Origin of the sequence: Paenibacillus sp. LS1, assembly GCF_026013365.1 — a bacterium.
Classification (GTDB): domain Bacteria; phylum Bacillota; class Bacilli; order Paenibacillales; family Paenibacillaceae; genus Paenibacillus.
In genome coordinates, this window is sequence record NZ_JAPDOE010000020.1 from 20,165 (window position 1) to 33,812 (window position 13,648).

13 protein-coding genes and 1 other annotated feature are annotated in these 13,648 nt (G+C 45.4%); all 13 genes read left to right on the plus strand.

The genetic code is table 11. The features are described from left to right. Positions 1-264 precede the first annotated feature (264 nt). The 13 genes from rpmG (at position 265) to rpsG (ending at position 13,606) form a co-directional block, all read left to right on the plus strand. Positions 265-414: a 50S ribosomal protein L33 gene (gene rpmG, locus OM416_RS30390; protein ID WP_072735843.1), complete on the plus strand. Its 150-nt coding sequence runs from the start codon at positions 265-267 to the stop codon at positions 412-414. A 17-nt stretch (positions 415-431) separates the two neighbouring features. Beyond that, complete coding sequence (secE, locus tag OM416_RS30395) at positions 432-623, plus strand: preprotein translocase subunit SecE (protein ID WP_017692060.1); 192 nt, start codon at positions 432-434, stop codon at positions 621-623. Positions 624-644: 21 nt separating this feature from the next. Continuing rightward, entirely contained in the window at positions 645-1,178 is a 534-nt protein-coding gene (gene nusG / locus OM416_RS30400) for a transcription termination/antitermination protein NusG (RefSeq protein ID WP_017692061.1), read from the plus strand. Between the two features lie 68 nt (positions 1,179-1,246). Then, positions 1,247-1,672: a 50S ribosomal protein L11 gene (gene rplK / locus OM416_RS30405; protein ID WP_056697655.1), complete on the plus strand. Its 426-nt coding sequence runs from the start codon at positions 1,247-1,249 to the stop codon at positions 1,670-1,672. Positions 1,673-1,766: 94 nt separating this feature from the next. After that, on the plus strand, positions 1,767-2,459 hold the full coding sequence (gene rplA, locus OM416_RS30410) for a 50S ribosomal protein L1 (protein ID WP_017692063.1): 693 nt from the start codon (positions 1,767-1,769) through the stop codon (positions 2,457-2,459). A 67-nt stretch (positions 2,460-2,526) separates the two neighbouring features. Further along, positions 2,527-2,674, plus strand: a sequence feature (ribosomal protein L10 leader region). A 23-nt stretch (positions 2,675-2,697) separates the two neighbouring features. After that, positions 2,698-3,201 carry a 50S ribosomal protein L10 gene (gene rplJ, locus OM416_RS30415; RefSeq protein WP_017692064.1) on the plus strand — a complete coding sequence of 168 codons (504 nt, stop codon included), beginning with the start codon at positions 2,698-2,700 and terminating at the stop codon, positions 3,199-3,201. A gap of 72 nt (positions 3,202-3,273) precedes the next feature. After that, complete coding sequence (rplL, locus tag OM416_RS30420; RefSeq protein ID WP_017692065.1) at positions 3,274-3,633, plus strand: 50S ribosomal protein L7/L12; 360 nt, start codon at positions 3,274-3,276, stop codon at positions 3,631-3,633. A 96-nt stretch (positions 3,634-3,729) separates the two neighbouring features. Beyond that, positions 3,730-4,368 carry a class I SAM-dependent methyltransferase gene (locus OM416_RS30425; protein ID WP_264935661.1) on the plus strand — a complete coding sequence of 213 codons (639 nt, stop codon included), beginning with the start codon at positions 3,730-3,732 and terminating at the stop codon, positions 4,366-4,368. 375 nt (positions 4,369-4,743) lie between these two features. Next, positions 4,744-8,289, plus strand: a complete 3,546-nt coding sequence (gene rpoB, locus OM416_RS30430) for a DNA-directed RNA polymerase subunit beta (protein ID WP_264935662.1) — start codon at positions 4,744-4,746, stop codon at positions 8,287-8,289. Between the two features lie 113 nt (positions 8,290-8,402). Further along, complete coding sequence (rpoC, locus tag OM416_RS30435; protein ID WP_264935664.1) at positions 8,403-12,017, plus strand: DNA-directed RNA polymerase subunit beta'; 3,615 nt, start codon at positions 8,403-8,405, stop codon at positions 12,015-12,017. 207 nt (positions 12,018-12,224) lie between these two features. Further along, the gene (locus OM416_RS30440) at positions 12,225-12,476 is read left to right on the plus strand and encodes a ribosomal L7Ae/L30e/S12e/Gadd45 family protein (protein ID WP_169483042.1); all 252 of its coding nucleotides are present in this window, start codon (positions 12,225-12,227) and stop codon (positions 12,474-12,476) included. A gap of 149 nt (positions 12,477-12,625) precedes the next feature. Beyond that, a complete protein-coding gene (rpsL, locus tag OM416_RS30445; RefSeq protein ID WP_017692070.1) occupies positions 12,626-13,048 on the plus strand; it encodes a 30S ribosomal protein S12 in 423 nt (140 codons plus the stop codon). Positions 13,049-13,135: 87 nt separating this feature from the next. Then, on the plus strand, positions 13,136-13,606 hold the full coding sequence (gene rpsG, locus OM416_RS30450; protein WP_017692071.1) for a 30S ribosomal protein S7: 471 nt from the start codon (positions 13,136-13,138) through the stop codon (positions 13,604-13,606). Positions 13,607-13,648: the final 42 nt, after the last annotated feature.

Sequence of the window (13,648 nt, forward strand, 5' to 3'; positions counted from 1 at the left end):
CTTTTTTTAGTGTCTCAAGTTTATAAAATCAAAGAATGTTTATACTAGTAATCGCTCGGTCCATGCAGGAGAAGAGAAAAACAGAGATGTGAAACGAATGTACGTTGTACGGAAGTAATACCCAATGAATGAAAGGCTATTCTTTCATTGACATGGTTATACCCTTGTGATAAAGTGTTTTAGGTAGGCCTAAATTTATGGCTTTTTTTCAGGATCAATTTAGAGACTCTGCTTGAATGTGGAAGTCTTCGGGAGGTGTACATCATGCGGGTAATTATTACTTTGGCTTGTACTAACTGCAAACAAAGAAATTACACTACGACAAAAAACAAGCGTAATCACCCCGACCGCATGGAGATGAAGAAATTTTGCAAGTTTTGTAACGAGCAGACTTCTCATCGCGAAACCAGATAGTTTTTGGAGGTGTCGGCGTGAAACGAAGTTTCAAATCTCTGATTTCCTTTTTCTCAGAAAGCTGGGCTGAACTTAAAAAAGTTCGCTGGCCTAATCGTAAAGAGCTGACCAACTACACATTGATCGTACTTGGTACTGTTGTGGTTATGACGCTGTTTTTTTGGGTCATTGACATTGGCATCTCCTTTGTGATCGAAGCGATTATTTAAGAAGGGTTCCGGTGGCTTGATATGGAAAAAAGATGGTACGTCGTTCATACCTATTCAGGGTATGAGAACAAGGTCAAAGCCAATTTGGAAAAACGCGTAGAGTCTATGGGCATGGAAGACAAGATATTCCGCGTTCTTGTTCCAATGGAAGAAGAAGTGGTAAACAAGGACGGTAAGAAAAAAACCGTTATGCGTAAAGTTTACCCCGGTTATGTCTTGGTGGAAATGGTACAGACGGATGATTCTTGGTATGTTGTTCGCAACACACCAGGGGTTACAGGATTTGTCGGTTCGACAGGTTCTGGGTCCAAACCTACTGCTTTGTTGCCTGAAGAAGTGGAACAAATTCTGAAGCACATGGGTATGGTTGAACCTAAGCCGAAAATTGAGTTCGATCTTAAGGAGTCCGTACGTATTAAAGTCGGTCCTTTTGCGAATTTTGTAGGCTCCGTGGAAGAAATTTTGGTAGACAAAAGCAAGTTGAAAGTGCACGTGAACATGTTTGGACGGGAAACACCGCTTGAGTTGGAATATACACAAGTGGAGAAGATATAGTTTCTTCAAGTTTCTTGTGGGAGGGCTGGAAGGCCCGTTAACCACTATTTTGCAAGGAGGTGTCAATCATGGCAAAAAAGGTAATTAAAATGGTAAAACTGCAGATTCCAGCAGGTAAAGCGAATCCAGCACCACCAGTAGGTCCGGCTTTGGGTCAAGCAGGTGTCAACATCATGGCATTCTGTAAAGAATTCAACGCTCGTACAGCTGATCAAGCGGGATTGATTATTCCAGTTGAGATTTCTGTATTCGAAGACCGTTCCTTTACTTTCATCACTAAAACTCCACCAGCAGCAGTTCTGTTGAAAGTGGCAGCTAAAGTTGAAAAAGGATCCGGCGAACCGAATAAGAAAAAAGTTGCTACTGTTAAACGTGATGCGGTTCGTCAAATCGCAGAACAAAAAATGCCTGACCTGAATGCAGCAGACGTTGAGTCCGCTATGCGTATGGTCGAAGGTACTGCCCGCAGCATGGGTATCACCATCGAAGACTAATTTTCATCTGAAACATGGCTTCGTAAAACCGGTCGATTCGCGACCGGTTGATGTGGGAGGTATATCCGCTAAAACCACAAAGGAGGAATAAAACATGGCTAAACACGGTAAAAAATACCTGGAAGCTGCTAAACTGATTGACAGCGAAGCAACTTACGAGCCTTCAGAAGCTGTAGAGCTTGTGAAAAAGGCAGCTACTGCAAAATTCGATGAAACAATCGAAGCGGCAGTTCGTTTGGGTGTAGACCCTCGTAAGCAAGACCAGGCTGTACGTGGTGTTGTTGTCTTGCCACACGGCACAGGTAAAACACAACGCGTATTGGTATTTGCAAAAGGTGACAAAGCGAAAGAAGCGGAAGCGGCTGGCGCGGACTATGTTGGTGATGCAGACATGATCAACAAAATCCAACAAGGCTGGTTCGAATTCGACGTCTGCGTAGCGACACCAGATATGATGAGTGAAGTAGGTAAATTGGGCCGACTGCTCGGCGGTAAAGGTCTGATGCCTAACCCTAAAGCCGGAACGGTAACTTTCGATGTAACTAAGGCTGTTCAAGAAATTAAAGCCGGTAAAATCGAATATCGTCTGGATCGTGCAGGTCAAATTCATGCACCGATTGGTAAAGCATCTTTCTCTTCTGAGCAACTGAATGAGAATTTTAAAGCTCTCATGGAAGCTCTGAATCGTGCTAAACCAGCGGCAGCAAAAGGTGTTTATCTGAAGAATGTTAGTCTTTCTTCCACGATGGGCCCTGGCGCACGCGTGAACGCAGCAGCTTTTAGATAATAAATCTTGACAGGCTTGTCCTGTTTTGATAAGATATAAAAGTTGTGAGTCCGAGTGACTGACCGTTGACATTTGAATATGCTTGCCGTAGACAGTAGGTGCCAATTGGCTTAATTTCCTGCCGAGGTGTGATTATAGAACTTAGAACGATGCAAATCGATGATGAGTATATATCAAGCCTTCGTGATTCTACGGAGGCTTTTCTTAATGGGATAAATTTGATCAGGAGGTGTACAGATTGGCAAACGCAAAAGTGATTCAAGCAAAACAAGAGTCCGTTGATGCAGTAACAGCAAAATTGCGCGAGAGCGTTACAACTGTTGTAGTTGACTATCGCGGATTGAACGTTGCCCAAGTAACTGAGTTGCGTAAGCAACTTCGTGAAGCAGGGATCGAATTCCAAGTGCTGAAAAACTCGTTGCTTCGCCGTGCAGCTGCAGCAGCAGAACTGACAGAACTCGATAGTGTTCTTACAGGTCCTACTGCAATTGCATTCAGCGTAGATGACGTTGTGGCTCCAGCTAAAATTCTGAACGACTTCGCGAAAAAGAACGATGCACTGGAATTGAAAGGTGCAGTCGTAGAAGGTCGCGTAATCGGAGTAGAAGAAGTTAAGGCGTTGGCAGAACTGCCATCCCGCGATGGACTCCTCTCCATGCTCCTCAGCGTGCTTCAAGCGCCAGTGCGCAACTTCGCGCTTGCGGTTAAAGCAGTTGCAGAAAAAGAAGAACAAGGCGCGTAAGCAACTTGATCTAAATGCTGCTTAGGTGGCAAATGAATTAAAAAAAATAATATTATATATGGAGGTTCACTCATGAGTAAAGAGCAAATCTTGGAAGCAATCAAAGGCATGACTGTACTGGAATTGAACGATCTTGTTAAAGCAATCGAAGAAGAATTCGGCGTAACTGCTGCAGCTCCAGTAGCTGCTGCAGGTGCAGTAGCTTCTGCTGAAGCTGAGCAATCCGAGTTCGACGTAATCTTGACTAGCGCTGGTGCTTCCAAAATCAACGTTATCAAAGCAGTTCGCGAAATCACAGGTCTTGGCCTGAAAGAAGCAAAAGAACTGGTTGACAACGCTCCAAAAGCTTTGAAAGAAAAAGTTGCTAAAGAAGAAGCAGAAGCGGTTAAAGCTAAGCTTGAAGAAGCAGGCGCTTCAGTTGAAGTTAAATAATTTAGCTTTTACAAGCTAAATGAACAAAACAACAAACCCCTTGACTTATATCAAGGGGTTTGTTGCTGTAATTGTAAATGGAAAGTGAGTGAGGATGTGTCCAATCATTATTATTCGGACAAACCGCAAGTAGCACATGATCGCAAAGCAACTGAAGCAGTTCTTCGCGGATTCAGTCTGCGACTCGTGACGGACGCCGGTGTATTTTCCAAAAACGGAATCGATTATGGCAGCAGAGTATTGATTGATGCGATAGAGTTACCATCAGGAGCTCATGTTCTCGATGTGGGTTGTGGGTATGGCCCGATGGGCCTTACAGCGGCCAAACTTGTACCGGATGGACATGTCACGATGATCGATATCAACGAGAGAGCCGTTGAACTTTCCAGGGAAAATGCAAAAGCGAACGGAATCAACAATGTCACGGTATTACAAAGTAATCTACTGGCTGAAGTAAAAAAGCAAGATTTTGACGTTGTACTTACCAATCCGCCTATACGGGCTGGGAAAGAAACGGTTCATGCTATTTTCGAACAGGCTCATCGTCATTTGAAGGTAGGCGGTTCGTTATGGATTGTCATTCAGAAGAAGCAAGGTGCCCCATCTGCGAAAGCGAAATTGGAATCTTTGTTTGGACGAGTGGAAGAAGTGACGAAGGATAAAGGCTATCGGATTTTTAAAGCGGTGAAAGCGGAAGAGCATCTACTAAAGGCTAAATCCCAGTTTGTAAAGTAAGCAGGGGATCATTTTTTTTGCAATAGGACTATTGACTTGAAATTCAGGCCGTGGTATTATTGTAAAATGTCAGTATTAAGATGCCCTACTTGGCTTTAGCTAACTAAAAATGTCAACCTTTTTTTACGCCGAACGGGCTTATTATGCCTACGTTTGGCGTATAATATGTACATTTTGGGCAAACTGGGGATAAGAATGATTTGGAAAGACATCCGCCGATCAAAGTTGCTCTTTTTTCGAACGACATTTCGAGTAAGGGCTTTTCTTTATTTGTGGATGCATTGCTTTGCTCTGTATGTGTACCATTATAAGGTTACAAACAGAGGTTCGCAACGAAATTTTTAAAGTGAGTAGACATTGAGGGGTGAGTTTAAGTTGGCAGGACATCTTGTTCAATATGGTCGACGCACTCGGCGCAGTTATGCACGAATTAACGAGATACTCGAAGTTCCGAACCTGATTGAAATCCAACAAAAATCCTATGATTGGTTTTTGGAGGAAGGGTTGCGCGAAATGTTCCAGGATATCTCGCCGATCCAGGATTTTACAGGTAACTTGATTTTGGAATTTATTGATTACAGTCTCGGTGAACCGAAGTATACAGTAGACGACGCGAAAGAGCGTGACGTTACGTATGCAGCACCGCTTCGGGTTAAAGTCCGGCTCATTAATAAGGAAACCGGCGAAGTCAAAGAGCAGGAAGTATTCATGGGAGATTTCCCGCTGATGACCAACACGGGCACATTTATTATTAATGGTGCGGAACGGGTTATTGTCAGCCAGTTGGTTCGCTCTCCTAGCGTTTACTTCAGTACCAAAGTAGATAAAAACGCCAAAAAAACGTATACCGCTACAGTTATTCCTAACCGCGGCGCTTGGCTGGAACTGGAGATGGACGCGAAGGATGTTGTTTACGTCCGGATCGACCGTACACGTAAAATACCGGTTACGGTTCTCCTGCGTTCACTTGGTTTTGGCACAGATGCTGAGATTCTGGATCTGCTCGGTAATGACGAATATATCCGCAATACACTGGACAAAGACAACACGGACTCCACGGAGAAAGCACTCATTGAAATCTATGAGCGTCTTCGTCCGGGCGAGCCGCCAACGCTTGATAACGCGAAAAGCTTGCTCGTAGCGCGTTTCTTTGATCCAAAACGTTATGACCTGGCTAATGTAGGTCGTTACAAAATGAACAAAAAGCTTCACATCAAAAACCGTTTGTTCAATCAGCGTTTGGCTGAATCACTTGTTGACGCTGAAACAGGTGAAATCATTGCTGAAGCAGGTCAAATGGTGGATCGTCGCTTGTTGGATGAAATCATGCCGTATCTTGAGAAAAGCGTTGGTTTCCGCACGTATCACGTGGGTAACGGTGTTTTGGATGCTAATGATGTTCCTATGCAAACGATCGATGTATTTTCACCAACAGAAGATGGTAAAGTAGTCAAACTGATTGCCAATGGAATCATTGACAAGTCCGTTAAAAACGTGACGCCGGCGGATATCATTTCGTCCATCAGTTATTTCCTTAACCTTCTGCAAGGAATTGGTAGCACGGATGATATTGACCATCTGGGTAACCGTCGTTTGCGTTCGGTGGGTGAACTTCTGCAGAACCAGTTCCGTATCGGTTTGTCCCGTATGGAGCGTGTGGTTCGTGAGAGAATGTCCATTCAGGATGCTAATGTAATTACACCACAGGCATTGATCAACATCCGTCCTGTTATTGCATCGATTAAAGAGTTCTTTGGTAGCTCCCAATTGTCACAGTTTATGGATCAAACGAACCCACTCGGTGAGTTGACGCATAAACGTCGTTTGTCCGCACTCGGACCCGGTGGTTTGACGCGTGAGCGTGCAGGTATGGAAGTGCGTGACGTCCATCCATCCCACTATGGCCGGATGTGTCCAATCGAGACTCCAGAGGGACCAAACATCGGTTTGATCAACTCCTTGTCTACATTCGCCCGTGTAAATGAATATGGCTTCATTGAAGCCCCATATCGTTGGGTTGATCCGAAGACAGGTATTGTAACTGAGCAAATTGATTACCTGACAGCGGACGAAGAGGACAACTATGTCATCGCACAAGCGAATGCGAAGTTGAACGAAGACGGTACATTTGAAGAAGAAGCGATCATTGTACGTTACAACAAACAGTCGGATAACATCCTTACGATGCCGAGTGAGCGAGTTGACTACATGGACGTATCTCCTAAACAGGTTGTATCCGTCGCTACAGCGCTGATCCCGTTCCTTGAGAACGATGACTCCAACCGTGCACTCATGGGATCAAACATGCAGCGGCAGGCGGTTCCGCTCTTGATTCCTAAAGCACCACTTGTAGGAACAGGTATGGAGCACAAAGCTGCAAAAGATTCTGGTGTATGTATTGTCTCCGATTATGACGGAATTATCGAACGTTCTTCTGCGAATGAGATTTGGGTCCGTCGTGTTGAAGAAGTGGACGGTCAGGAAGTTAAAGGCGATATCGTTAAATATAAATTACACAAATTTATGCGTTCGAACCAAGGAACATGCATTAACCAGCGTCCGATTGTCAAAAGAGGTGCCTCTGTCAAAGCTGGCGATATCCTCGCTGATGGTCCTTCAACGGAAATGGGTGAATTGGCTCTGGGACGTAACGTCGTTGTTGCCTTCATGACTTGGGAAGGTTACAACTACGAGGATGCGATCTTGCTCAGTGAAAAACTCGTTAAGGAAGATGTATACACATCCATCCATATCGAGGAGTATGAGTCGGAAGCACGTGATACCAAGCTCGGACCTGAAGAGATCACGCGTGACATCCCTAACGTTGGGGAAGAAGCGTTGCGTAACTTGGATGAGCGCGGTATTATCCGCATCGGTGCTGAGATTAGCGCTGGCGACATTCTGGTTGGTAAAGTAACACCTAAGGGTGTAACAGAGTTGACTGCAGAAGAACGTCTCCTGCATGCGATCTTCGGTGAGAAAGCACGTGAAGTACGTGATACTTCCTTGCGTGTACCACATGGTACTGACGGTATCGTAGTAGACGTGAAAGTATTTACTCGTGAAAACGGTGATGAGCTGCCTCCAGGTGTTAACCAACTCGTTCGTGTATATATCGCTCAAAAACGGAAAATTTCCGAGGGTGATAAAATGGCCGGACGTCACGGTAACAAAGGGGTCGTGGCCCGCATCTTGCCGGAAGAAGATATGCCTTTCCTGCCAGACGGTACACCGGTTCAGATCGTTCTTAACCCACTGGGCGTACCTTCCCGGATGAATATCGGTCAAGTACTCGAGGTTCACTTGGGTATGGCGGCGATGCAACTGGGTATTCACGTAGCAACGCCTGTATTCGACGGAGCGAAGGAGTATGATGTCTTCGATACGATGGAAGAAGCAGGAATGCAACGTAATGGTAAGACCGTCCTGTATGATGGTCGTACAGGTGAAGAGTTTGAACGTGAAGTTACCGTAGGTGTCATGCACATGATCAAACTGGCACACATGGTTGATGATAAAATCCATGCCCGTTCCACAGGTCCTTACTCACTTGTTACGCAACAACCATTGGGTGGTAAAGCCCAATTCGGTGGACAGCGTTTCGGGGAGATGGAAGTATGGGCGCTTGAGGCATACGGTGCTGCTTATACACTGCAAGAAATCTTGACTGTTAAATCCGATGATGTTGTTGGTCGGGTTAAAACGTATGAATCCATCGTCAAAGGCGAAAATGTTCCGGAACCAGGCGTTCCTGAGTCATTCAAAGTATTGATCAAAGAGCTGCAAAGCTTGGGTATGGACGTTAAGATTTTGAGTGAAGATGAGCAAGAGATTGAAATGAGAGAAATGGACGATGAAGATGACGCTGCGAGCGATAAGCTCAGCCTCAACCTTGAGGGTACAGAGGTCGGAGCGGAATAAACCGCTTCGAGCGCATGATGACCGGCGTTTTTCATCAGGCTCGCGTCTTGCTCCGGCTTCGGCCGGAGAGGGCGTAACCTAGAATACAGGAATTGGTTAAGGAGGGTTGCTCCTTGTTGGACGTCAACAATTTCGAATACATGAAGATCGGGCTTGCTTCCCCAGAGAAAATTCGTTCTTGGTCCCGCGGAGAAGTGAAAAAACCGGAAACGATCAACTATCGTACGTTGAAACCGGAAAAGGAAGGGCTGTTCTGCGAAAAGATTTTTGGCCCTACAAAAGACTGGGAATGTCATTGCGGTAAATACAAACGCGTCCGTTATAAAGGCGTTGTCTGTGATCGTTGTGGCGTTGAAGTAACACGTGCGAAAGTACGCCGCGAACGGATGGGCCATATTGAGCTCGCTGCTCCGGTATCGCATATCTGGTACTTCAAAGGTATTCCGAGCCGTATGGGTCTTGCGCTGGATATGTCTCCAAGATCACTCGAAGAGATTATTTATTTTGCATCATATGTTGTAACTGATCCAGGAGAAACTCCACTGGAGAAAAAACAGCTGTTGTCCGAGAAAGAATATCGCAGCTACCGTGAAAAATACGGATATGGTTTCCAGGCTGGCATGGGCGCAGAAGCGGTTAAAAAACTGCTTCAAGATCTTGATGTGGATAAAGAGCTTGAATTCCTGAAGGAAGAGCTCCGCACTGCACAAGGACAACGTCGTAATCGTGCGATTAAACGTCTGGAAGTTATCGAAGCATTCCGCAACTCCGGCAATAAGCCAGAGTGGATGATCATGGATGTACTTCCTGTTATCCCGCCGGAACTTCGTCCAATGGTACAGCTGGATGGTGGACGTTTTGCAACGTCTGACCTGAATGACTTGTATCGCCGTGTAATTAACCGGAATAACCGTCTGAAACGTCTGCTTGATCTGGGCGCGCCAGATATTATCGTGCAAAATGAAAAACGGATGTTGCAGGAAGCTGTTGACGCATTGATCGATAATGGTCGTCGCGGACGCCCGGTAACGGGTCCTGGTAACCGTCCTTTGAAATCTCTCAGCCACATGCTGAAAGGTAAACAAGGACGTTTCCGTCAGAACTTGCTCGGTAAACGGGTTGACTATTCTGGTCGTTCCGTTATCGTTGTCGGACCTTACCTGAAAATGTATCAGTGTGGTCTTCCAAAAGATATGGCACTTGAATTGTTCAAGCCTTTCGTTATGAAAGAGCTTGTAAATAAAGGGCTTGCCCACAACATCAAGAGCGCGAAACGTAAAGTTGAGCGTGTAAGTCCTGAAGTATGGGATGTTCTTGAAGAAGTAATCAAGGAGCATCCGGTTCTGTTGAACCGTGCCCCTACGCTTCACAGACTCGGTATTCAAGCATTTGAACCGATTCTTGTTGAAGGTAAAGCAATTCGTCTTCACCCGCTCGTATGTACGGCATACAATGCCGACTTTGACGGTGACCAAATGGCCGTGCACGTTCCATTGTCCGCTGAAGCTCAAGCGGAAGCGCGTATCCTGATGCTCGCATCAGGTAACATTTTGAACCCGAAAGACGGTAAACCGGTTGTTACTCCTTCCCAGGATATGGTGCTTGGTTCCTACTACCTCACTATGGACAACAAGGAAGAAAAGGGCACAGGTATGATCTTGCGTACAGTTAACGAAGCTGTATCGGCATACCAACGTGGTAGTGCTGGTCTGCATGCGCGTGTTGCAATTCCGGTTAAGGCGCTTGGTAAAACAAGCTTCACGGAAGAACAGCAAGAAGGAATGTTGCTGACAACTGTTGGTAAAATTATCTTTAATGAAATTTTCCCGGCAAGCTTCCCTTATATCAATGATGCGACTCGTTCGAACCTATACCAAGGTACTGCAGATCACTCATTTGTATATGAAAAAGGTGCTGATCTTAGAGAAGCTATTATGAATGCTCCTCTGGCTGGCGGTGTTGGTAAAGAATACCTCGGCTCCATCATTGCACGTTGTTTTGAAATCTATCACACAACGGAAACAGCCGTTATTTTGGATAAAATCAAACAACTTGGATTCACATACTCTACTCGTGCCGGTATTACGGTTGCGGTATCTGATGTTATCGTTCCGCCTGAGAAGTTTGAAATTCTTAGACAGTCTGAGGAAAAAGCACAAATCGTTACGAATCAGTACCGTCGTGGTCTGATTACGAATGAAGAGCGCTATGACCGTATCATTGATATCTGGTCGAAATCCAAAGATGACATCACTGAGATTCTGATGAAGTCCATGGATCGATACAACTCGATCATGATGATGGTAGACTCCAAAGCACGGGGTAACAAATCGCAAATCACCCAATTGGGCGGTATGCGTGGTCTGATGGCCAACCCATCCGGTCGAATTATCGAACTCCCAATCAAATCGAACTTCCGTGAAGGCCTGACAGTACTCGAGTACTTTATCTCGACTCACGGAGCGCGTAAAGGTTTGGCGGATACAGCCCTACGTACAGCCGATTCAGGTTACCTGACTCGTCGTCTCGTAGATGTAGCCCAAGACGTTATCGTGCGTGATGATGATTGTGGTACAGATAAAGGCTTTACGGTAAGTCGTATCCAAGATGGTAAAGAGGTTATTGAAGATCTCTATGACCGTATTGAAGGCAGATACTGTTTCGAGACTCTTCGTCATCCGGAAACGAAAGAAATCATTGTAGGTCGCAATGAATTGATTGACTCCGACAAAGCAGAAGCGATCATCGAAGCAGGCATCACCAAATTGCAAATCCGCTCCGTACTCAGCTGCCGTGCTAGTCATGGTGTCTGCAAGAAGTGTTACGGTCGCAACCTGGCGACTGGTAAACACGTGGAGATTGGTGAAGCGGTTGGTATTATCGCAGCACAGTCCATTGGTGAGCCAGGAACACAGCTTACAATGCGTACATTCCACACCGGTGGTGTAGCCGGAGACGATATTACGCAAGGTTTGCCACGTATCCAGGAGTTGTTTGAAGCTCGTAATCCTAAGGGTCAAGCAACGATCAGTGAAATCGATGGTGTGGTTAAAGAGATTCGCGAAGCGAAAGATCGTCGTGAAATCGAAATTCAAGGTGAAGCGGAATCCAAAGTATACGCCGTTACCTACGGTTCCCGTGTGCGCGTAAGCGAAGGCGCGGAAGTTGAAGCGGGTGACGAGTTGACAGACGGTTCCATCGATCCAAAAGAGATGCTGCGGATTAAAGGCATACGTGGTGTACAAAACTACATTCTGCAGGAAGTACAACGCGTATATCGTAACCAAGGCGTAGAAATTAACGATAAGCACGTTGAAGTTATGATCCGTCAAATGCTGCGTAAAATCCGTATCGTAGATGCAGGAGATACAACGCTGTTGCCAGGATCGTTCGTGGATATGCATGAGTACGAAAGAGCTAACAAAATTGCGATTCTTAGTGATAAAGAGCCGGCGGTTGCAAAACCAATCCTGCTCGGTATTACGAAAGCATCCCTGGAAACAGACTCCTTCCTCTCGGCGGCTTCGTTCCAAGAAACTACACGTGTATTGACAGATGCAGCGATCAAAGGTAAAGTCGATCAGTTGCTCGGTCTGAAGGAAAATGTAATCATCGGTAAATTGATTCCTGCTGGTACAGGTATGCACCGTTACCGCAGCATCAAATTTGCTGAGCCAGAAGATGGCCAATCTTCAGTAGAAGAACTTGAGCCAGTTTCGGTTGATTAAATAGATTGCTCCTTATTTAGAGGAGATTGAAAGTTTTGTGCCTCAGGAGACGGACGTTTGTATGATACAGACGGACGGATCCTGATGTACGTAAACTTTTAAAAAAAATGTTTTAGGATTAGCATTGACAATGCTTGCGCTAGATGCTAATATATCAAAGGTGCGTGGGCAGCTGATTGTACTTGGTTCTATTCGGAGGAATGCACAATGTCTAATGAAAAAGCCTTACAAGATGCTCATGTCAAAATTGGTTCCAAACAGACCATGCGGATGGTGCAGACAGGTATGGCTTCTGAAGTCTATGTCGCAGAAGATAGTGATCCGCAGCTTACTTCCAAAATCATTGCTTTGTGTGAACAACACAATGTGAAATGCACGAAAGTGGATACAATGAAAAATCTCGGCAAGGCTTGCGGGATTGGAGTAGGAGCAGCTATGGCTGCTGTCGTAAAATCATAGAGTAAGGAACGTTTTTGTCCGAGAACTTTTAAGGATTCTCCAAGGCAAAAACTTTTCATTTGTCTTTTTATGAACCGCCTGGGTCTGTGGACTTAGCGAAAGAGGTTTATAAAGAAACATGAATATTTGAGGAAGGGGGTGGCAATCACATGCCAACTATTAACCAACTGGTTCGTAAAGGACGTCAAGCAAAAGTTGAGAAGTCAAAATCTCCAGCTTTGCAAAAAGGATTCAACGCTTTGAAACGTGAATCTACTAACATCAGTGCCCCACAAAAACGTGGTGTCTGCACTCGTGTAGGTACAATGACTCCACGTAAACCAAACTCTGCACTTCGTAAGTATGCCCGTGTTCGTTTGACGAACCGTCTCGAGGTTACTGCTTATATCCCGGGAATCGGACATAACCTTCAAGAACACAGTGTGGTATTGATCCGCGGAGGTAAAGTTAAAGACCTTGCAGGAGTTCGTTATCACATCGTTCGTGGAGCTCTCGATACTGCAGGCGTGAACAACCGTATGCAAGCTCGTTCGAAATACGGTGCTAAACGTCCAAAAGCTAAAAAAGCCTAAACTATTATAAGCAGTTAGCCTGAAAGCCTTCTGGTCTAAGTCTGGAAGGTACAGGATCTGCTGAACAAGAAAGAAAGGGGGATATCCATGCCACGCAAAGGTCCAGTTACGAAAAGAGACGTTCTGCCTGATCCATTGTATAACAGCAAGTTGGTTACTCGTTTAATCAACCGCATCATGATCGGCGGAAAACGCGGTGTTGCTCAAAGCATTCTGTATAATGCGTTCAAGTTGATTCAAGAACGTACGGGTAATGACCCTATGGAAGTATTTGAAGCAGCAATCAAGAACATCATGCCAGTCCTGGAAGTTAAAGCTCGCCGTGTCGGCGGTGCCAACTACCAAGTACCAATCGAGGTGAAACCAGAGAGACGTACTGCTCTGGGATTACGTTGGCTCGTGAACTACTCCCGCAACCGCGGTGAGAAAACAATGGAAGAGCGTTTGGCGGCTGAGATCATCGACGCTTCCAACAACACAGGCGCTTCCGTTAAAAAACGTGAAGATACGCACAAAATGGCTGAAGCGAACAAAGCGTTTGCTCACTACCGTTGGTAGGATTCAGTTCACAATAAAAAAACTTCAATTTTGAAGGGAGAC